General features: G+C 71.0%; 16 protein-coding genes. 3 read left to right on the top strand and 13 right to left on the bottom strand.

Annotated elements, in window-relative coordinates; all coding sequences use genetic code 11:
- Positions 1-51: 51 nt before the first annotated feature.
- The 3 genes from WFI16_RS15100 to WFI16_RS15110 are packed head-to-tail and all read right to left on the bottom strand — an operon-like array spanning position 52 to position 5516.
- A complete protein-coding gene (locus tag WFI16_RS15100) occupies positions 52-1716 on the bottom strand; it encodes an acyl-CoA dehydrogenase family protein (protein ID WP_419898651.1) in 1665 nt (554 codons plus the stop codon).
- A gap of 15 nt (positions 1717-1731) precedes the next feature.
- Positions 1732-2955: a CoA transferase gene (locus WFI16_RS15105; protein WP_419898652.1), complete on the bottom strand. Its 1224-nt coding sequence runs from the start codon at positions 2953-2955 to the stop codon at positions 1732-1734.
- Positions 2952-5516 carry a 2-oxoglutarate dehydrogenase E1 component gene (locus WFI16_RS15110; protein WP_419898653.1) on the bottom strand — a complete coding sequence of 855 codons (2565 nt, stop codon included), beginning with the start codon at positions 5514-5516 and terminating at the stop codon, positions 2952-2954. The genes WFI16_RS15105 and WFI16_RS15110 overlap by 4 nt, the downstream gene beginning before the upstream one ends.
- Before the next feature lie 145 nt (positions 5517-5661).
- Here WFI16_RS15110 and WFI16_RS15115 point away from each other — a divergent pair, with 145 nt between their 5' ends.
- Together WFI16_RS15115 and WFI16_RS15120 are read left to right on the top strand one after the other, a co-directional pair.
- Positions 5662-6645, top strand: a complete 984-nt coding sequence (locus WFI16_RS15115) for a LysR family transcriptional regulator (RefSeq protein ID WP_419898654.1) — start codon at positions 5662-5664, stop codon at positions 6643-6645.
- Positions 6646-6765: 120 nt separating this feature from the next.
- Positions 6766-8265 (top strand): FAD-binding oxidoreductase, encoded by a 1500-nt coding sequence (locus WFI16_RS15120; protein WP_419898655.1) that lies wholly within the window; start codon positions 6766-6768, stop codon positions 8263-8265.
- Between the two features lie 65 nt (positions 8266-8330).
- Here WFI16_RS15120 and otnC read toward each other — a convergent pair whose 3' ends face one another.
- The 7 genes from otnC to ltnD form a co-directional block, all read right to left on the bottom strand.
- Positions 8331-8963, bottom strand: a complete 633-nt coding sequence (otnC, locus tag WFI16_RS15125) for a 3-oxo-tetronate 4-phosphate decarboxylase (RefSeq protein ID WP_419898656.1) — start codon at positions 8961-8963, stop codon at positions 8331-8333.
- A 60-nt stretch (positions 8964-9023) separates the two neighbouring features.
- Positions 9024-10436 carry a GntP family permease gene (locus WFI16_RS15130; RefSeq protein ID WP_419898657.1) on the bottom strand — a complete coding sequence of 471 codons (1413 nt, stop codon included), beginning with the start codon at positions 10434-10436 and terminating at the stop codon, positions 9024-9026.
- Between the two features lie 75 nt (positions 10437-10511).
- Positions 10512-11474 (bottom strand): D-erythronate dehydrogenase, encoded by a 963-nt coding sequence (denD, locus tag WFI16_RS15135; RefSeq protein ID WP_419898658.1) that lies wholly within the window; start codon positions 11472-11474, stop codon positions 10512-10514.
- Positions 11471-12265 (bottom strand): DeoR/GlpR family DNA-binding transcription regulator, encoded by a 795-nt coding sequence (locus WFI16_RS15140; protein ID WP_419898659.1) that lies wholly within the window; start codon positions 12263-12265, stop codon positions 11471-11473. Before WFI16_RS15140 ends, denD begins: the two co-directional genes overlap by 4 nt.
- A 9-nt stretch (positions 12266-12274) precedes the next feature.
- Entirely contained in the window at positions 12275-13054 is a 780-nt protein-coding gene (gene otnI, locus WFI16_RS15145; protein WP_419898660.1) for a 2-oxo-tetronate isomerase, read from the bottom strand.
- 12 nt (positions 13055-13066) lie between these two features.
- Complete coding sequence (gene otnK / locus WFI16_RS15150) at positions 13067-14332, bottom strand: 3-oxo-tetronate kinase (RefSeq protein ID WP_419898972.1); 1266 nt, start codon at positions 14330-14332, stop codon at positions 13067-13069.
- 2 nt (positions 14333-14334) lie between these two features.
- Positions 14335-15243, bottom strand: coding sequence for an L-threonate dehydrogenase (gene ltnD, locus WFI16_RS15155; protein WP_419898661.1), 909 nt, complete (start codon positions 15241-15243; stop codon positions 14335-14337).
- A 248-nt stretch (positions 15244-15491) separates the two neighbouring features.
- On the opposite strand from ltnD, the gene WFI16_RS15160 reads away from it, so the two are divergent.
- Positions 15492-16667 (top strand): aminotransferase class V-fold PLP-dependent enzyme, encoded by a 1176-nt coding sequence (locus tag WFI16_RS15160; protein WP_419898662.1) that lies wholly within the window; start codon positions 15492-15494, stop codon positions 16665-16667.
- Between the two features lie 3 nt (positions 16668-16670).
- Here the strand turns inward: WFI16_RS15160 and WFI16_RS15165 are convergent, their stop codons facing one another.
- The 3 genes from WFI16_RS15165 to WFI16_RS15175 are packed head-to-tail and all read right to left on the bottom strand — an operon-like array spanning position 16671 to position 20409.
- A complete protein-coding gene (locus WFI16_RS15165) occupies positions 16671-18737 on the bottom strand; it encodes an ATP-dependent helicase (RefSeq protein ID WP_419898663.1) in 2067 nt (688 codons plus the stop codon).
- Positions 18738-18771: 34 nt separating this feature from the next.
- Positions 18772-19575, bottom strand: a complete 804-nt coding sequence (locus WFI16_RS15170; protein WP_419898664.1) for a DUF3750 domain-containing protein — start codon at positions 19573-19575, stop codon at positions 18772-18774.
- 45 nt (positions 19576-19620) lie between these two features.
- Complete coding sequence (locus tag WFI16_RS15175; protein WP_419898665.1) at positions 19621-20409, bottom strand: hypothetical protein; 789 nt, start codon at positions 20407-20409, stop codon at positions 19621-19623.
- Positions 20410-20462 lie beyond the last annotated feature (53 nt).

Raw genomic sequence — 20462 nt, forward strand, 5'->3', positions numbered from 1 at the left:
CTCTCCCTTTTTTCCTGGACGATGGCGGCCCGTCGTTGCGGGCCGTTCTGGTCAGTTGGCGCGGCCGAGCAGCCCGCGCGCGATCACCTGCGCCTGGATCTCGGCGGCGCCTTCGAAGATCGACAGGATGCGGGCGTCGCAGAGCACGCGGCTGATCGGATATTCCAGCGCATAGCCGTTGCCGCCATGGATCTGCAGCGCGGCATCGGCATTGGCGAAGGCGATGCGCGCGGCCAGCAGCTTGGCCATGCCCGCCTCGATGTCGCAGCGCCGCCCGGCATCCTTCTGGCGGGCGGCGAAATAGGCCAGCTGGCGCGCGAACATGGTCTCGGTCGCCATCATCGCCAGCTTGGCATGCACGCGCGGGAAATGCTGGATCGGCTTGCCGAACTGGCTGCGGTCGCGGGCATAGCCCAGGCCGAGCGCCAGCGCGTTCTGCGCGACGCCCAGCGCGCGGGCGGCGGTCTGGATGCGGGCGCTCTCGAAGGTCTCCATCAGCTGCTTGAAGCCCTGGCCCTCGACACCGCCGAGCAGATGGGCCACCGGCACCTCGAAGCCGTCGAAGGAGATCTCGTATTCCTTCATGCCGCGATAGCCGAGCACCGGGATCTCGGTGCCCGACATGCCCGGCGCGGGGAAAGGATTGCCTTCAGTGCCGCGTGGCTTCTCGGCCAGCAGCATCGACAGGCCGCGATAGCCGGTGCTGCCCGGATCGGTGCGCACCAGCAGCGTCATCAGGTCGGAGCGCGATCCATGGGTGATCCAGGTCTTGGCGCCGAAGATGCGGTAGACATCGCCCTCGCGCACCGCCCGCGTGCGCAGGCTGCCGAGGTCGGAGCCCGTGTTGGGCTCGGTGAAGACGGCGGTGGGCAGCACCGCGCCACTGGCCAGCGGCGCCAGCCAGCGCTCCTGCTGCTCCGGCGTGCCGCCGAGGCGGATCAGCTCGGCGGCGATCTCGGAGCGCGTGCCCAGCGAGCCGACGCCGAGATAGGCGGCGCTCAGCGCCTCGGAGACCAGGCACATGGCGACCTTGCCGAGGCCAAGCCCGCCATGCGCCTCCGGCACGGTCAGGCCGAAGACGCCCATGCCGGCCAGCTTGTCGACGAGATCCATCGGGATCAGCTCGTCGCGCCCATGCCAGCCCGGCGCATGCGGCACGATCTCGGCCGCGCCAAATCGCAGAAATTCGTCGCGCATGGCGGCGAGCATCTCGTCCTCCAGCGCCAGCGCGCCGAAGCGGCCTTCCAGCATCTCCGCCGTCAGCGCCAGACGCGAGGCTTCCAGTGCCGCGCGGTCATTCAGCGCAGCCAGCGCCGGCTCGGCGGCATAGGCGGCGACGGCTTCGGCAGGCAGGTTCAGGTCGGCGGGGCGCGCCATCTCGGCCTGGCTCATCGGGATGCCGCCGGCCAGCTGCGCGCCGTATTCGGCGAAGCCCAGATGCAGGATGGCGCGCTCGGCGGCGCCGAATTCGCCGGTCGCCTGCAGCCGGCGGGCCCAGTCCAGCGCCTGGCGCAGCGCCTCGACATAGGTGGCCTGCCAGGCCAGCGCATGCGCACTGAACTGGTGCTTTTCCAGGGCCGCCGCATCGGGCTTCTGGCCCGGCGCCACCAGCGCGCCGACCGCATGGCGCGCGCCATCGAACAGCTTCTCCGCCGCCGTCAACAGCGCGGCGCAGGAACCAAGCAGGCGATCACCGCCGAGCAGATCGTGGGGCATGACTGACAGGAATCCTCAGGCGGCGTCGGGGAGGGGGCCGGCGACGATGCCGGCATCATGCAGCTTGCCGATGGCGGCTGAAGACAGCCCGAGCACCTCGGCCAGCACCGCGTCGCTGTCCTGGCCCAGGGCCGGCGCCGGCGCCGGGGGCTGCCGCTCGCCGCCGGTGAAGGCCAGCGGCGTGCCCGGTGCCAGCACGCGCCCGGCGCCCGGCTGGTCGATCTCGGCGAACATCGGATTGGCGGTGCTGCAGCGCGGATCCTCGGCCAGCAGCTGGCCGAAATCCTGGTAGGGGCCCCAGAGCACGCCGCTGCCCTCGAAGGCGGCCGCGATCTCCGACAGCGTCCGCGTGGCGCACCAGGATTCCAACAGGGCAAAAATGGCGCCGCGGGCGTGGAAGCGGCCGCCCTCGGTGTCGAGATCGACCTCCATCATCGGCCCGATCATCGCCAGCCGCTCGGCCAGGCCGGTCGCCTTGCCGATGGCGCGCCACTGCCGGTTGGAAATGGCGACGATCATGATCCGCCGCCCGTCGCTGGTCGGAAAGTCGCGGCCGAGCGCGCCATAGAGGTCGTTGCCCATCGGGCCACGGACATTGTTGTTGACGGCGACATCGGCGAGGTAGCCGAGATTGCCGACGCTGGCGAGCATCACGTCGGACAGCGCCAGCGTCACCTCGCGGCCCTGCCCGTCGCGCCGGCGGGCGCGTTCGGCGGCGAGCAGGCCGGTCGACAGATACAGGCCGGCGGCGATATCCCAGGCGGGCAGCACATGGTTGACCGGGGTCTCGCCGCTGCCGGTGGCCATCGGGAAGCCGGAGGCGCAGTTCACCGTGTAATCCACCGCGGCGCTGCCGTCGAAATGCCCGGTCAGCCGCAGCATGATCAGGTCGGCGCGGGCGGCGGAGAGCGCCTGGTGGCTCATCCAGCCGCTGGCCGGCAGGTTGGTCAGCAGGAAGCCGGCATCGGGCCCGGGGGCGGTGATCAGCGCACGCGCGATCTCCTGGCCCTCGGGCTTGTTGAGCGCCAGCGCGATCGAGCGCTTGCCGCGATTGAGGCTGGCCCAGTAGAGGCTGCGTCCCGAGGGCGCCAGCGGCCAGCGGCGGTAGTCGATATTGCCGCCAATCGGGTCGATGCGGATGACCTCGGCGCCGAGCTGCGCCAGGGTCATGCCGCCGAGGGGTGCTGCGATGAAGGCGCTGACCTCGACGAGGCGCAGGCCGGCAAGGATGGTGCTCATTCGGCGGCTTCCTGGCGGGGGGTGATCCGGGCGAAGGCGGCCTCGACGATGGCGCGCTGCTCGGCGTCATGCGCGCCGTGGAAGCTGCCGGCCGGCGAGGCCGAGGCCGGGCGACCGTAATAGGCCGGACGCGGCCGCGCCACGCCGTTCGCCGCGGCCAGCGCCTCGATGTGGCGGTCGAGCCAGCGCCAGGCGCCCATATTCTCCGGCTCCTCCTGCACCCAGGCGAGGCTCGCCTGCGGGTGCCGCCGCAGGATGGCGGCGAGGGCTTCGGCGGGGAAAGGATAGAGCTGCTCCAGCCGGACGATGCCGACCGGCGCACCGGTCGCCGCCCTTTCCTCCTCCAGCTCATAGGCCATCTTGCCGCTGCAGAGCAGGATCTTTGCCGCATCCGCTGGCACGTCGGCGATCACCGGCTGGAAGGCCGCGCCGGGCAGGAAGGCGTCGAGCGGCGACAGCGCGGCGGGCAGGCGCAGCAGCTTCTTCGGGCTCATCACCACCAGCGGCCGGTCATGCCGGCCCAACCCCTGCTCGCGCAGCATGTGGAAATAGTTCGCCGGGGTCGAGGGATTGGCGATGCGCATGTTGTCGCCCGCCGCCAATTGCAGAAAACGTTCTAGACGGGCGGAGGAATGTTCCGGCCCCTGGCCTTCCAGCCCATGCGGCAGCAGCAGCACCAGCCGCGAGGCGCCGCACCATTTCTCCTCGGCCGCGGCGACGAACTGGTCGATGACGATCTGCGCGCCATTGGCGAAGTCGCCGAACTGCGCCTCCCAGATCACCAGCGCCTCGGGCCGCTCCAGGCTGTAGCCGTATTCGAAGCCCAGCACGGCATATTCCGACAGCGGGCTGTTATGGGCGGCGAAGCGCGCCTGCGCGGCGTCGAGCCCGTCCAGCCCGACATGGCGCGTCCCGGTCTCGCGGTCGGTCAGCCGGAAATGCCGGTGCGAGAAGGCGCCGCGCACCACATCCTGCCCGGACAGCCGCACCGGCACGCCCTGCAGCAGCAGGCTGCCGAAGGCCAGCGCCTCGGCGGCGGGCCAGGGGATGCCGGCGGGGTCGAGCGCGCGCTGCTTCAGGATGCGCGGCATGCGCGGATGCAGCGTGGCGCCCTCCGGCACCGCGGCCAGATGGTCGGCGATGCGCTGCAGGAGTGGCGCCTCCACGCCGCTGTCCTCGGCGCGCGCCGGCGGCCGGGGGGCATAGCCGCTCGCATTGCTGCGGAAGGACGCGGCCTCGGCATAGCCGGCCTGAAGCTTCGCCCGCGCCGCGTCCAGCAGGGCCGGAACCGCGTCGGCGGTGACGATCCCGCGCTGCTGCAGCGTCGCGGCAAAGGACTCCAGCACCGGCGGATGCGCGGCGATCCGGGCATAGAGGCCGGGCTGGGTGAAGCCGGGCTCGTCGATCTCGTTATGGCCGTTGCGGCGGTAGCAGACCAGGTCGATCACCGCATCCGCCCGCTGCGCCTGGCGCCAGGCGAGCGCGATGTCGGCGGCCCGCGCCACCGCCTCGGGGTCGTCGCCATTGGCATGCAGGATGGCGGCATCCACCGCCTTCCAGGCGCCGGTGCAATGGCGCGAGGTGCGGCCTTCCTCGGCCTCGGTGGTGAAGCCGATCTGGTTGTTGACCACGACATGCACCGCGCCGCCGACCGAGTACCCCGCCGGCCCGCCGAGCTGGATGCATTCGGCGACGACACCCTGGCCGATCACGGCGGCATCGGTGTGCAGCAGGATCGGCAGCACGCTGTCGCTGTTGCCCAGGGCATCCTGCGCGGCGCGGGCGCGGCCCAGCACCAGCGGATCGACCGCCTCCAGATGCGACGGGTTGGCCAGCAGCGTCACGCGGAGGCTGCGGCCGCCGAAGGCAAGCTCGACATCATCGCCCAGGTGATAGGGCACGTCGCCGGCGCGCGGCGCATCGGCGGGGAAGGGGTGGGCGCCCTTGATCTCGGCCAGCATCCGCGCCAGCGGGCGGCCCAGCAAATTGGCCATGATCGACAGCCGGCCGCGATGCATGGTGCCAATCACCGCGCGGGTGACGCCGGCGGCGGCGGCCTGTTCCAGCAGGCGCCTGAGCAGCGGCAGCAGCGCCTCCGCCCCCTCGGCGCCGAAGCGCTTCTTGGTGGGGAATTTCAGCGCCAGGAAGGCCTCGAATTCCTGCGCCTCGGCCAGGGCCTGCAGCAATGCGCGCGGCTCGGCCGGCGGCGGCAGGCCCGCGCCGCGCTCGACGGCGGCGACCAGCCAGGCGCGGCGGGCGGCATCGTCGATATGCGCGGTCTCCACCGCCAGGCTGCCGGTGTAGCAGGCTTCCAGCGGGTCGGCCGCGGGCGCCGGGCGGGGCGACAGCGGGTCCAGCCAGGCGCGCAGATGGCCGCGGGCGCGCCATTCCTCCAGCGCGCGCGCCGCGCCATCGCCGGGGGGAGAGCCGGCCTCGAGCTCCTCCAGCACCTGCAGCAGCACGCGCCAGCCGGGCTCGACCGAGCCAGGGTCGCGCGCATAGGCGGCCTGCTGCGCGGCCAGATACTGGTAGCTCATGCTGCTCAATGGCGACGAGGCCATGCGCCTTCCCCTGGACCGTTCCCCTGGCCGGAAGGATAGCAGCCGTCGGCCGGGGGGAAATGCAGGGCGCCGGATAAGAGCTATAACCGGATTGGCAGGGCTGCCCCCGCGGCCTAGGCTGCGCGACAACAGGGGGAAGGCGTCCATGGATCTGCTCGAGATCCGCTATTTCCTGGAGACCGCCGCCGCCGGCAGCCTGTCGCGCGCCGCCGTTCGCCTGGGCGTCAGCCAGCCGGCGCTGAGCCGGCAGATCGGCAGCCTGGAGGCCTCGCTCGGGCGGGAGCTCTTCTACCGCCATGGCCGCGGCGTGTCGCTGACCGAGCCCGGCCGGCGCTTCCTCGCGGTCGCCCAGGGCGTCGTGCAGCAGCTGGCCGATGTGCGGGAGGAGCTGTCGACCGGCGCGCTGGATGCGACCGGCAGCGTCACGCTGGGCATTCCGCCCTCGCTCTCCGCCAGCATGGGGGCCGATTTGGCGCTGCGCTTCGCCGCGGCCTTTCCCCGCGCCCGCCTGCGCATCCGCGAGGCCTTCAGCGCCGTGCTGCTGGAATGGAGCGAGGCGGCGCGCATCGACCTGGCCGTGCTCTACGACGCGCGCAGCAGCCCCAGCCTGATCGCGACCCCGCTGCTGCTGGAAGACCTCTTCCTCATCGAGCCGCCGGTCGAGGCGGGGACCGAGGCGCCGCGCGGCCCGGTCTCGCTGGTGGAGCTGGCGGGGCGCGACTGCGTGCTGCCGGGGCCGGAGAACGGGCTGCGCCGGGTGCTGGATGCCGCCTGCGCCGCCGAGGGCGTCCGCCCGCGCGTGCTGACCGAGGTGGATTGCGTCGCCGCCCTGAAGCAGCTGGTCGAGCGCCGCGTCGGCCCGACCGTGCTGCCCTTCGGCGCCGTGCATCGCGAGGTGCGCGATGGCCGGCTGCGGGTGCGGCCCTTCCGCTCCTCGGCGGTGCGGGCGCTGCTGGTGATCGCGACGCCGGCGAACAAGCCGGTGACGCCGCTGGCCCGCGCCACCATGGCGATCCTGCAGGAGGAGGTGGAGCGGCTGGTGCCGCTCGACGTGCTGCGCGGCACCACCCGCAACCCGGATGGTTCGCGGCTGAAGCATCGCGGCGAGGCCGTGGCCGCCGGACCATAACCGGATCGATATAGCTGTTATGCCCGGCCAGCGCTTTGCCACCCGGGCGCCCCGGTCAGAAGATGCCGCCGCCGGGCCGGTCGCATGCTCCGGCGATGACGCCGCAGGGAGAAGAACGGCATGCCCGACCACCACGACCCGGCCGCCGGTCAGGGCCTGCTGCGCGACCCCGCGCGCTTCGAGCGCGACGTCCTGGCGCCGATCCGCGCCATCGTCGGCGAGCGCGGCCTCATCACCGAGGCGGCGGCCAAGCAGCCGCATCTGGTGGCCTGGCGCGACAACTGGACCGGCGCGGTGCCGGCGGTGGTGATGCCGGCGGACACGGCCCAGATGGCGGCGGTCGTCGCGATCTGCGCGGCGACCGGCACGCCGATCGTGCCGCAGGGCGGCAATACCGGCCTGACCGGCGCCAGCCAGCCGCATGCCGACAATTCCGAGATTATTCTTTCCACGTCACGGATGCAGAAGATCCGGGCGATCGATCTCGACAACGATACCATCACCGTCGATGCGGGCTGCGTGCTGGCGACCATCCAGCAGGCGGCCGCCGAGGCCGGGCGGCTGTTCCCCTTGAGCCTCGGCGCCGAGGGCAGCTGCCAGATCGGCGGCAATCTCTCGACCAATGCCGGCGGCGTGCAGGCGCTGCGCTACGGCACGGCGCGCGGGCTGGTGCTGGGCCTCGAAGTCGTGCTGCCCGATGGCCGCGTCTGGGACGGGCTGCGGGGCCTGCGCAAGGACAGTGCCGGCTATGACCTGAAGCAGCTGTTCATCGGCGCCGAGGGCACGCTCGGCATCATCACCGCGGCGACGCTGCGCCTGCTGCCGCAGACGCCGGCCAGCGCGACGGCCTTCCTGGCGGTGCCGGACCCGGCGCATGCGGTGGCCTGGCTGCGGCGCGCGCGGAAACACCTCGGCGAGAACATCACCACCTTCGAGCTGATGGAGCGCCGCTGCCTCGACATCGCCATGCGCCACAACAGCCGCATCGCCGATCCGCTGGCGACGCGCTACGACTGGTACATCCTGGTCGAGCTGAACGCCCAGGGCGACGAGGAAGGCCTGCGCCAACGGCTGCTGGCGGTGCTGGAAGCCGGCATCGAGGCCGGGGAGGTGCTGGACGGCACCCTGGCCGCCTCGGCCGAGCAGGCGGCGGCCCTGTGGCGCATTCGCGAGGGCGCGCCGGAAGGCCAGCGGCTGGAGGGTGCCTCCTACAAGCACGACGTCTCGGTGCCGGTGTCGCAGGTGCCGCGTTTCATCGCCGAGGCCGATGCGGCGCTGGCGGCGCGCTTCCCCGGCATCCGCTCCTTCGGCTTCGGCCATCTGGGCGACGGCAATATCCACTACAACCCGATCCAGGCGGAAGGCGGGGACGTTGCCCTGTGGCAGTCCTACCTGCCCGAGGTGAACCGCATCGTGCATGACATCGTCATCGGCCTCGGCGGCTCGATCACCGCCGAGCATGGTGTCGGCCGGCTGCGCATCGCCGAGCTGGCGCATTACAAGAGCGACCTGGAGATGGAGATGATGGCGCGGCTGAAGCAGTGCTTCGATCCGCGCAACATCATGAATCCGGGCAAGCTGCTGCAGCCGGCATTGCTGGCGCGCCATCGCGACGCCTGAGGCCGGCGCGCAGAAAAGCCCCGGCGCCGCCTGGCGCCGGGGCTTTTCTGCGTCCGCGCGGCGGGTCAGCCGAAGGTGCTGAGCAGGTCCTCGACCTGGGCCGCGGTCAGCGCGCGCGCCGGCTGGCCGCGCAGCATCAGCGCCAGCTTCGCCGATTCCTCGAGTTCCTCGGCGGCATAGACGGCATCGACCAGGCTCTTGCCGGAGACCACCGGGCCGTGATTGGCCAGCAGCATGGCGCGCGCGCCCTTGGCAGCCTCGTGGATCTCGCGCTCCATGGCGCCGTCGCCCGGGCGGTAATACTGGATCACCGGCAGACTGCGACCGACGCGCATGACGAAATAGGGCGTCAGCGGCGGGATCGGCGCGCTCTCGCCGGGGGCGGCGAGGCAGCCGATGGCGGTGGCATACGTCGAATGCAGATGGACCACCGCCCCGGCCTCGGGCCGCGCGGTGAGCACGGCGCGGTGCATGAAGACCTCCTTCGAGGGCTTGTCGCCGCCGATATGGTTCCAGTTCCCGTCCAGCTTGCTGATCCGGTCGGCCTGCAGCCGGCCGAGCGAGGAATTGGTCGGCGTCATCAGGTAGCCGTCCGGCAGACGGACGCTGATATTGCCGGCGCTGCCGACGGAATAGCCCCGCGCGAACAGGCTGGCGCCGAGTTCGACGAGAAGGTCGCGGAGTTCGGACTCGGTCATGGGCAGGGTCCCTGCAGGGGAGGGGAAAGGGCGGGGCGCAGCCTGCGCCCCGCCGCGGGATCAGCCGAAGAGGGCGTTCAGCACCAGCAGGGTCACCAGCGAGGTGGCCCAGCCGATGGTGCTCGGGATCGACCAGGTCAGCATCTGGTGCTTGGCGCTCTTCACGCCGAGGATGCGGTTGATCACCCAGAAGTAGCTGTCGTTGAAATAGCCGAAGACCATCGAGCCGATGCAGGCGGCCTGGGCGGCGAAGACCAGGTTCACATCCGGGATCTGCGCCAGGATCGGCGCCGAGATCGAGGCGCCGGTGATCATCGCCACCGTGCCGCTGCCCTGGATCAGGCGCACCAGCGTGGCGATGACGAAGGGGATCAGCACCGCCGGCAGCGGCAGCGTCGCCACCCACTGGCCGATATAGGTGCCGGTGCCGGAATCGCGCAGCACCGCGCCCAGCGCGCCGCCGGCGCCGGTGACCAGCATGATGATGCCGGCCGCCTCGATGCCCTTCTCCAGCTCGGTCGTGGTGTCGTGCTGCGACAGCCGGCCGGCCAGACCATAGACGGCGATGATCACGCCGATGCCGACGGCGATCACCGGGTTGCCGATGAAGGCGCAGAGCTGGACGATCAGGCTGGACTTCAGCGCCGCGTTGCTGCCGACGATGCCGGCGACCACGGTGTTGACGAAGATCAGCAGGATCGGCACCAGGATCGGCAGCATCGACAGCCACAGCGGCGGCAGCGCCTTCTCCCGCTCGGCGGCGTTGCGCTTGAACTCGGCGAAAGCCTCGGCGCTGCTGGCGGTGCTCAGCGCCTCGCCGGTCTCGCGCTCGATCATCGCCTCGATCCTCGGGCCCATGGTGCGGGCATAGAGGATGATCATGAAGGTGGCGGGCAGCGTCAGCACCACGCCCCAGAAGATCATCAGGCCGATATCGATGTTGAAGATGCCGGCCGCCCCCAGCGGGCCTGGCGTCGGCGGCACCGCATGATGGGTCAGCATCAGGCCGCCGGCGAGCGCGATGCCCAGCGTCAGCACCGAGCGGCCGGTGTTCTTGGCGAGCGCGCGGACCAGCGGGTTGAGGATGACGAAGGCGCTGTCGCAGAAGATCGGGATCGAGACGATGTAGCCGGTGGCCATCATCGCCCAGTCCTCCTTCTTCTCGCCCAGCCAGCGCACCAGGCTGATGGCCAGCCGCTCGGCGGCGCCGGAGATCTCCAGGATGCGGCCCATCATCACGCCGAAGCCGATGACCAGGCCGATGGTGGCCAGCGTCGCGCCGAAGCCGGTGGTGATCGAGCGCACCACGGCATCGGGCGCCATGCCGGCGGAAAGGCCGGCGATCGAGGCGGCGATCACCAGGGCGACGATGGCGTGCACCTTGGTCTTCAGCACCAGGGCGATGAGCAGCAGGATGGCGAAGACGAGGCCGACAATGGCCCCGGGGCCGACCGCGGTGGCGGCAGCGTTCATGGTAGTCTCCAGGCTTCTTCAGTTCCCCGCCGGGCCCGGCGCCCGGCGGGGGGCAGTCATGGATTCAGGCAGCGATCAGCCGACGAACTCCGCCTTGTACTGGCGCACGGCGGAATCGAAATCGGCGTCGCGGATGAAGCCGAGGGCCAGCGGGCGGCTGACCTCGAAATCGCCGGGCCAGGAGCAGACGATGTCGATGACGCGCTGCTCCGGCTCCTGGGTGACGAGCGCGCGGGCGGCAGCGCCGCCGACCCGCTCCAGGCTGTCCAGCATCTCCTGCACGGTGACGGAAATGCCCGGCAGGTTCAGCGTGCGCCACTGCCCGATCTTGGCGCCCTCGACGGTGATGGCGTGGACCAGGTTCTTCACCGTGGTGTCCGGCGAGGACAGCCACATTTTCGTCGAGACCGGCACCGGGCAATTGGAGGCGACGCCGGAAAGCGGCTCGCGGATGATGCCCGAGGCGAAGGACGAGGCCGCCGAGTTCGGCTTGCCCGGCCGCACCACGATGGTCGGCAGGCGGCAGACGCGGCCATCGACGAAGCCCTTGCGGGAATAGTCGTTGACCAGGAACTCGCCGATCGCCTTCTGCGCGCCATAGGTGCTGGCCGGCTGCAGGCCGAGCTCCTCCGGCACCACCGCCGGCATCGGGCCGCCATAGACGGCGAGCGAGCTGGTGAAGATGAAGCGCGGCACGGCGCCGCCCTTGCGCGCGGCCTCCAGCAGGGCGCGGGTGCCGTCGACATTGACCCGCATGGCCAGGTCGAAAGCGGTCTCCGAGCCGCCGCTGAGGACGGCCGCCAGGTGATAGACGGCCGCTGTGTCGGCGTCGATGATCGTCTCGGCGAAGCCGGCATCGGCAATGTCGCCGGTCAGCGAGGTGACGCGCGGATCGGTGATCGGGCAGGGGGCGAGATCGACCGAGACGATGCTATCGAAGCCCGGCAGGCCCGGCATGCCGGCTTCCTGCGCGGCCAGCAGCGAACGGATGACGCGGCTGCCGAGGAAGCCGGCGCCGCCGGTGACGATGATCTTCATGCGGTGAGTTCCCTCGAAGAGACGGTGTCCGGCTCGGCGATGTGCAGCGCGATGCCGCGGGCGCGGATCGCCGTGCGAACGCTGTCCGGCAGGCCGGAATCGATGACGATGGCCGACAGCGCCTCCAGCGGCACGGCGTTGAAGGTGCCGATCCGCCCGTACTTGCTGCTGTCGGTGACGAGGATGCTGCGCGCGGCGCTCTGCGCGATGGCGCGCTTCACCGCCACCTTGTTCTCGGACGGCGTCGAGACGCCGCGCAGCCCGAAGGAGGAGGTGGAGATAAAGGCGATGTCGAAGTTGAAGCGGCGGATCGCCTCGGCCGCCGGGTCGCCGACGCAGGACTGGTTCTCGCGCTCGACCTCGCCGCCGGTGTGGTAGAGGCGGCACTGGCTCTCGCGCGACAGGAAGGCCGCGATGACGAAGTCATTGGTGACCACGGCCACGTCGTCGCGCGCCGCGAGGCCCTGCGCGATCTCCAGCGTCGTGGTGCCGGCGTCGAGATAGATGACGGCGCCGGGCGGCACCAGCGACAGCGCCAGCCGGCCGATCGCCGCCTTCTCGCCATGCGCCATCACCGCCTTGGCGATGTGCGAGGGCTCGACGGAGATCTTCTCCGGCAGGCGGACGCCGCCGGCGACCGACATGACGCGGCCCTCGCGCTCCAGCTGCTGGATGTCCCGCCGCACCGTCATATGCGAGACGCCGAGCAGCTCGGTCAGCTCGGCGATGCTCAGCACCCCGCGCCCGGTGAGGCGCGCGACGATGAGCGTCTGACGTTCGGCGGGAATCATTCTTCTGGCTTAGCCGGCCTTGTAGGGCGCGAACCAGGACAGGCCGGCGGTGGTCTCGCCGCGCGGGTTGTATTCGCAGCCGATCCATCCCTGGTAGCCGGCCTTGTCCAGCACGTTATACAGGTGCGGGTAGTTCAGCTCGCCCTCATCCGGCTCGTGCCGCTCGGGGACGGAGGCGATCTGCACATGGGCGAACTTGCCGGCCATCTTCTCGATCAGCCGGGTCAGGTCGCCATCCATGATCTGCGCGTGGTACAGGTCGAGCTGCACCGCGACATTCGGGCGGTTCACCCGCTCGACCAGCGCCACGGCGTCCAGCTGATGGGCGATGAAATAGCCGGGCATGTTGCGGCTGTTGATCGGCTCGACCAGCAGGGTGATGCCATGTGGCACCAGCTGGTCGGCGGCATACTGGAAGTTCGCCACGAAGGTGGCTTCGCAGGCGGCGCGGTCCAGGCCCGTGGTGATGCCGGACATGGCGTGCAGCGTCCTGCAGCCCAGCGCCTTGGCATAGGTGAGGGCCGTCGCGACGTTGTCGCGGAATTCCTGCTCGCGGCCGGGGATGGCGGCCATGCCGCGCTCGCCCGCCGCCCAGTCGCCGGGCGGCATGTTGAACAGCGCCTGGGTCAGGCCGGCGCTCGTCAGCTTCTCGGCGACCACTTCCGGCGGGTGCTCGTACGGGAAAAGAAACTCGACCGCCTTGAAGCCGGCGGCCGAGGCCGCGGCGAAGCGATCCAGGAAGGCATGCTCGGTGAACATCATCGACAGGTTGGCGGCGAAACGCGGCATGGGTCCGTCTCCTCAGCCGGCCAGGTTCTGCGCGTCGAAGAAGAAGCGCTCCTGGCCGAAATTCCCCGACTTCAGCGCCAGCGACAGCGGCTTCTCCACCGCGCGCACCCAGGGCACGCCCGGGGCGATCTGCGGGCCGATATGGAAGCCGCCGATGCCCAGCGACTGGGTCACGATGCCCGAGGTCTCGCCGCCGGCAACGATGAACTGGTCGAAGCCCGCCGCCTCCAGCTTCTGCGCCAGCGCCCCGAAGGTGCGCTCGACCGCCTCGCTGGACTCGGCCGCGCCATACTTCTGCTGCAGCTTCTTCAGCTCTTCCGGCGGCTGGGTGGCGAAGACCAGCGGGGCCAGGCCGCCTTGCGCCTGGGCCAGCACCCAGTCGGCGAGTTCCTGCGCATAGCCGGCATCGTCGATGCAGCGCGCCACGTCGATTGCCAGCGACGGCGCCTCGGCGCGATAGGCGGCGACCTGGGCATTGGTCATCTGCGAGCAGGAGCCCGAGAGGATGATGGCGCGGCCCCTGGGCGGGCGGCCCTCGGCGGCGGCGGCCGCGGCATCGCCGGCGCCCGTGGAAGCCTGGGCCCAGGCGCGGGCCATGCCGTCGGCCAGGCCCGAGCCGCCGGTGACCAGCTTCATCTCGGCCACCGCCTGGCCCATCACCACCAGATGCGCGTCGCTCAGCGCATCGAGGACCGCATAGCGGAAGCCCTTGGACTTCAGCTCCGCCAGCGCGGCGCGGACGGCCTCGGCGCCCTGGTCCATGACGCGGTAAGAAACATTGCCGGTCTTGCCCTGGGACTGGGCGTCCATCAGGCGCATGACATTGGCGTCGGTCATCGGCGTGACGGGATGGTGGCGCATGCCGGATTCATCCAGCGGCACGCCGTTGACGAAGAGATAGCCGTTGAAGATCGTCCGGCCATTCACCGGCAGCACCGGGCAGATCACGGTGAAATCTTCGCCCAACTCGGCCAGCAGGGCGTCGGTCACCGGGCCGATATTCCCCTTGGCCGTGCTGTCGAAGGTCGAGCAGTACTTGAAGAAGAATTGCGGGCAGTTCCGCGCCTGCAGCCAGGCGAGCGCCGCCAGGCTCTCCTCCACCGCCTGCTGCACCGGGCAGGAGCGGGTCTTCAGGCTGATCACCACCGCATCGGCCTCGACCTGCAGGTCGGCCGGCGGCACGTCGTTCAGCTGCACCGTGCGCAGCCCGTTGGCCACCAGGAAGCCGGCGATGTCGGTCGCCCCGGTGAAGTCGTCGGCGATGACGCCCAGACGCATGCTCACTGCTCCTTCTTCCCGGGCAGGGTGATGCCGGCGAAGGTCTTGATGACCGCGGCATCATCCTCGCGCCCGAAGCCCGCATTGCTGGCATTGGCGAACATGGTGTAGGCGGTGCTGGCCAGCGGCAGCGGGAAGCCCAGCGACAGCGCCGTCTCGGTCACCAGCCGCAGGTCCTTGACGAAGATGTCGACCGCCGAATGCGGCGTGTAGTCGCCATCCACCACATGCTTCATGCGGTTCTCGAACATCCAGCTGTTGCCGGCGGCGTTGGTCACCACCTCGTACATGGTGTCGAGCGGAATGCCGGCGCGTGCCGCCAGCGCCATCGCCTCGGCGCCGGCCGCGATATGCACGCCGGCCAGCAGCTGGTGGATGATCTTGACCGTGGCGCCGAGGCCTATCTCCTCGCCGATGGTATAGACCTTGCCGGCGACGGCATCGAGGACGGGCTTGAGCTTCCCGAAGGCCTCGGACGAGCCCGAGGCCATCACCGTCATCTGCCCGGCCGCCGCCTTCACCGCGCCGCCGGAGACCGGGGCGTCGAGCATCAGCAGCCCGCGCTCGGCCAGGCCCTGGGCGATCTCGCGGGCATCGGCGGCGGAGATGGTGGCCGAGACCATGACGCCGGTGCCGGGGCGGAGCTTCGCCGCCAGCCCGTTCTCGCCGAAGAGCACGGCGCGGCACTGGGCGGCATTGACCACCAGCAGCAGCACGCCGTCGAGCTCGCCGGCAAAGCCCGCGGTGTCGGCGCCGGCGGCTTCCGCCCCGGCCTCGCGCAGCGCCTGGCAGGCGGCGGGGTTCAGATCGACGCCATAGGTGGCGAGACCGGCGGCGATGCAGGACTTCGCCGCGCCCATGCCCATCGAGCCGAGGCCGACGACACAGACCTTGTAGCTGTTCGCGCTCAAGAGGCTCTCCCCCTGGATGTGAAGATTTGAGCAAGCATGCTGTGGCGGGGGTGTTACGCTGATGCCTCGCCGCCGGGAAGGCCGGATCGACACAAAAATTCACAGGATGCTGTGAAAAGATGGGGAGGCATGCACAACAATCGCGCCCCCGCAACATCCGGCCTGAGGTTTGACCGCGTCAAACCTGCGCTTGTGCGGCGGCACCCGGCTGCTAGCCTGCCCGCCCTCCCAGCCGAGCAGGAAACCGCGTGATCGATCTGGCCCGCCTGCGCGCCGAGACCCCCGGCGTCGCCCATCGCATCCACCTGAACAATGCCGGCGCGGCGCTGATGCCCGCTCCCGTGCTGCAGGCCATGACCGGCTACCTGCAGCGCGAGGCCGAGATCGGCGGCTACGAGGCGGCGGCCGAGCGGGCAGCCGACCTGGACAGGGTCTATGACAGCGTGGCGCGGCTGGTGAATGCCGCACGCGACGAGATCGCCCTGGTCGAGAACGCCACCGTCGCCTGGCAGATGGCTTTCTATTCGTTGATGGAATCCATCCCCCTCCGGCCCGGCGCGCGGATCCTGACGGCGCGGGCGGAATATGCCGCCAACTACGTCGCCTTCCTGCAGATGGCACAGCGCAAGGGGATCACCATCGAGGTCATCCCCGATGATGCGGCCGGCGTGCTGGACCCGGCGGCGCTGGAGGCGATGATCGACGACCGGGTGGCACTGATCGCCATCACCTGGGTGCCGACCAATGGCGGGCTGGTCAACCCGGCCGCGGCGGTTGGCCGCATCGCCCGCGCCCATGGCATTCCCTATCTGCTGGATGCCTGCCAGGCGGTGGGGCAGATGCCGGTCGATGTCGAGGCGATCGGCTGCGACATGCTCTCGGCGACCGGCCGCAAGTTCCTGCGCGGGCCACGCGGCACAGGGTTCCTCTACGTTCGCCGCGACTGGCTGCGGCGGATGCAGCCGGTGATGATCGACCATGCCGCCGCGCCCTGGACCGCCCCCGGCGAATACACCCTGCGCGAGGATGCCCGCCGCTTCGAGAGCTGGGAGAACAATTATGCCGCGCGGCTCGGCCTCGGCGTCGCGGTGGATTACGCGCTGGAGGTCGGCCTGGAGAATATCGCGGACCGGTGCCGGCTGCTGAGCACGCGGCTGCGCGACGGGCTGGCGACGATCCCCGGGGCGCGGGTGCATGACCTCGGGCCGCACCCCGCCGCCATCGTTTCCTTCAGTCTGGAAGGGCGCGCCGCCGACACCGTGAAGGCGGCCATGGCGGCGCAGGGAATCAATCTCAGCACCTCCAGCCCCGGCAGCACGCTGCTGGACGCCGAGGCGCGGCAGCTGCCGATACTGGTCCGCGCCTCGCCGCACTACTACAACAGCGAGGCAGAAATCGACCGGCTGCTGGAAGCACTGGCCTGAGGCTCAGCGCCACATCGCCCGCATCTTCGCGGTCAGGTCGAGGCGCAGCGCCTCGGCCGCCGGGCGCGGCTCGTCCGAGGCGGCAGGCCACCAGCCGCGCTCGAACAGCGGCAGCAGGGCCGGGGGAATGAAGCGGCTGCGGCTGGCATAGACATGCCGGTCGCCCAGCGCGTTCTGCCCGGCGGTGAAGAAGCGCTGCGGCACCAGCAGCTGCAGCTCCTCCTTCGCCCGGGTCATGGCGACGTAGAGCAGGCGGCGTTCCTCTTCCAAGGCCTCGGCCTCCCCGGTGCCGAGGTCGGAGGGGATGCAGCCATCGACCAGGTTCAGCAGGAAGACCGCGCGCCATTCCTGCCCCTTGGCGGAATGGATGGTGGAGAGGGTGACGTAATCCTCGTCCAGCAGCGGCACGCCGGCCTGGCCGCTGGTGGCATCCGGCGGGTCGAGGGTCAGCTCGGCCAGGAAGCGGCCGCGCGACGGATAGCCCTGCGCCACCTGGCCGAGCTGCACCAGATCGGCGCGGCGCATCGTGGCATCCTCGTGCATCCGCTGCAGATGCGGCTCATACCAGTGGCGGGCGAGCTCCAGATCCTGCGGCCAGCCCGTCGGATTGCGGCGCAGCGCCGTCACCAGGGCGACGAAATCCTGCCAGGCGCCGCCGGCCCGCGGCGGGGTCGGCAGGGTGGCCAGCGCGCCGATCGGATCGACCGCCGGCGTCATCCCCTCCAGCACCCGCTGCGCCGAGGCCGGGCCGATGCCGGGCAGCAGCTGCAGGACCCGGAAGCCGGCGATGCGGTCGCGCGGGTTCTCGACGAAGCGCAGCAGCGCCAGCAGGTCCTTCACATGCGAGGCCTCGAGGAACTTCAGCCCGCCGAACTTCTTGAAGGGGATATTGCGCCGGGTCAGCTCGATCTCCAGCGGGCCGCTATGGCTGCCGGTGCGGAACAGCACCGCCTGCTGCTTCAGCCGCATCCCCGCCTCGCGGTTGGCCAGCAGCCTTTCCGCCACGTAGCGGGCCTGGTCGGCCTCGTCGCGCACGCCCATCAGCAGCGGCAGCGCCTCGCCGGGGCGGTCGGTCCACAGCGTCTTGGCATGGCGCTCGGGGCTCAGCGCGATCACCGCATTGGCCGCCGCCAGCACCGGCTGGGTGGAGCGGTAGTTGCGCTCCAGCGCGATGATGGTCGCCGGCGGCTCGAACAGCCCCGGAAAATCCAGGATGTTTCTGACGGTGGCCGCGCGAAAGGCATAGATCGACTGGGCGTCGTCGCCGACCACGGTGACGCCCTGGCCGTCCGGCTTCAGCCCCCGCAGGATCGAGGCCTGCAGCCGGTTGGTGTCCTGGTATTCGTCGACCAGCACATGGTCGAAGCGGCGCGACAGCGCGGCGGCCAGGTGCGGCTCGGCCATCATCTGCGCCCAGTAGAGCAGCAGGTCGTCGTAATCGAGCGTTGCTTCCCGCTGCTTCGCCTCGACATAGCCGGCGAAGATTTCTTTCAGTTGCGTGCCCCAGTCGGCGCACCAGGGGAAGTGGGTCGGCAGCACGACGTCCAGCGGCGCCTCGGCATTGACGCAGCGCGAATAGATGGCGAGGCAAGTGGCCTTGGTCGGGAATCTCTTCTCGGTCCTGGAAAAGCCCAGCTCGTGCCGGACCAGGTTCATCAGGTCGGCGGAATCCTCGCGGTCATGCAGGGTGAAGGCGGGGTCCAGCCCGATCTGCAGCGCATGGTCGCGCAGCAGCCGCGCGCCGATGGCGTGGAAGGTGCCGGCCCAGGGCAGCAGGCCGGGCAGGGGCCCGCGCGCGCCCAGGGCGGTGGCCGCCAGCCCCTCGACCCGGCGGGTCATCTCGGCGGCCGCCCGGCGCGAGAAGGTCAGCAGCAGGATGCGCATCGGATCGGCGCCCTGCCGGACGAGATGCGCGACGCGATGCGCCAGGGTCGCGGTCTTGCCGGAGCCGGCCCCGGCGATGACCAGCAGGGGAGAAGCGCCATGCTCGACCGCCCGGCGCTGCTCGGCATTGAGCCCGGCGAGAGGGTCCTCGGGGAGGGTCGGGGCGGCGGGCGATGGCGGGATCAAAGCGCGAACATAAGGCCCGATCGGGCCGCGCGGGTCAAGATTGCGGCGCCGCCTCCGGCCCGGCGCCCGGCGGATCGGTCAGCGCCGGCCCGTCCTGCCCGCGCATGCCCAGCCGCCCGAGCCCGGGCAGCTTCACCGCCGGCCGGCGGATGTCGAGCCCGGCGACGGCGCCCAGGATGTTCAGCTCGATCCCCTCGACCCAGCCCAGCGTCAGCCCGCCATAGCCGCCCAGCGTCAGCCGCAGCCCGGTGCCCGACTGCGTCACCCGCAGCCAGCGCCCGTCATGCGGGAAGTCCTTGCCGATGGCGGTGGGCGGCAGGGTGACGCCGATGCCCGGCACGGCGTCCAGGATGGCGGCGACGAAGGTATTGGAATTCGGCCCCGGCCAGGCCTTGTAGTCGCCGGGATGGCGCCAGGTGTAGCCGGCGATGGCGGCCTCGAAGCGCGGGATCAGGGCGGCGGCCTCGGCCCCGTCAGCCGCGAAGACGGTTTCGGGAAGCGCCCCGAACCAGCGGCCATCGGGCAGAAAACCGTCGCGGCGGATCGGATCGCCCCAGGCGGTGTAGTCGTAGCGGGTGTAGCTGCGGGCGCCCTCGGGCTTGAAGACGATCCAGCAATGCGTGGCGAAGATGCCGCGCCAGCGCACCGTCTGGGCGGCGAAGACCCGCACCACGGCGGGGCGGTGGCTGGCGGCAGGGGGCAGCAGCCCGGCGCTCGAGCGGTCGGCGGTGCGCCAGCCGGCGCCGCTGCCGCTGGCGGCGTAGAGCGCCGCGGAAACCGCCAGCGGCAGCAGGTAGAAGAGGGCGAAGAGCAGCAGGCCGAGGCGGAGGACGATCATGCCCGCTGCAGATTGGGGCCGTGGCGGCGGGGCGCAAGGCAGCGCTCAACCACCGCCCGCGCGACGCCGCCGGGCGAGCAGGATGAAGGACCAGGCGAGCTGCACGGCCAGCCCCAGCAGCATCGCCGGCGCCACGCCGATCCGCGGCAGCGCCAGGTGCAGCACCAGCAGCATCAGCCCGAAGCCGATCATCGCCTGCAGCGCCGAGGTGGCCAGCAGGGCCGAGGCGGCGGCACCGATGCGCGGCCGCAGGATGACGATCAGGCTGGACAGGCTGATCGGGAAGACCGCCGCCAGGCCGGTCGCCTGCGGCCCCAGCGCCCGGCTGGCCAGCACGACGAGCACGACGAAGGCCGCGACGCTCGCCGCCCGCAGCGGCAGGTCGCGCCGGCGCCGGGGCGGGGCCCCGGGCGCCGTGGGGGCGGGCGGCAGCCTGCGCAATGCTGCAAAACCAAGGGCGAAGGCGACGATGTTCAGCAGCGAGGCGGTCCATGGCGTCCAGGCCAGGGCACCGATGGCCGTCGCCGCCGCAGCCCAGCCGAGCAGCCCCAGCCCCAGCGAGCCGACCAGGCCCAGCCGGGTGGCCAGCAGGGCATAGGTGACCAGGAAGAGGGCGGTCGCGGCATTGGCGGCATAGCTGCCCAGGGCGCTGCCCGCCAGGAAGCCGGCATCGTGCTGCAGCGCCAGGAAGACATAGGCCGGCCCGGCCGAGACGGGCAGCGCCGCGATCAGGGCGCCCCAGAAAGGGCCCAGGCGTTCCGCCAGCCGCGCGGCGAGCACCACGATGCCGGCGGTGGTGGCCGCCTTCAGCAGCAGCGGGAGGAGGGTGTCCAAGCGGCGAGCCCCGATCCAGGCGGTGGAAAGATCCCGGCAGAGTCCTCACCGGC

The organism is Roseomonas sp. USHLN139 (genome assembly GCF_037145735.1).
Taxonomy (GTDB): domain Bacteria; phylum Pseudomonadota; class Alphaproteobacteria; order Acetobacterales; family Acetobacteraceae; genus Pseudoroseomonas.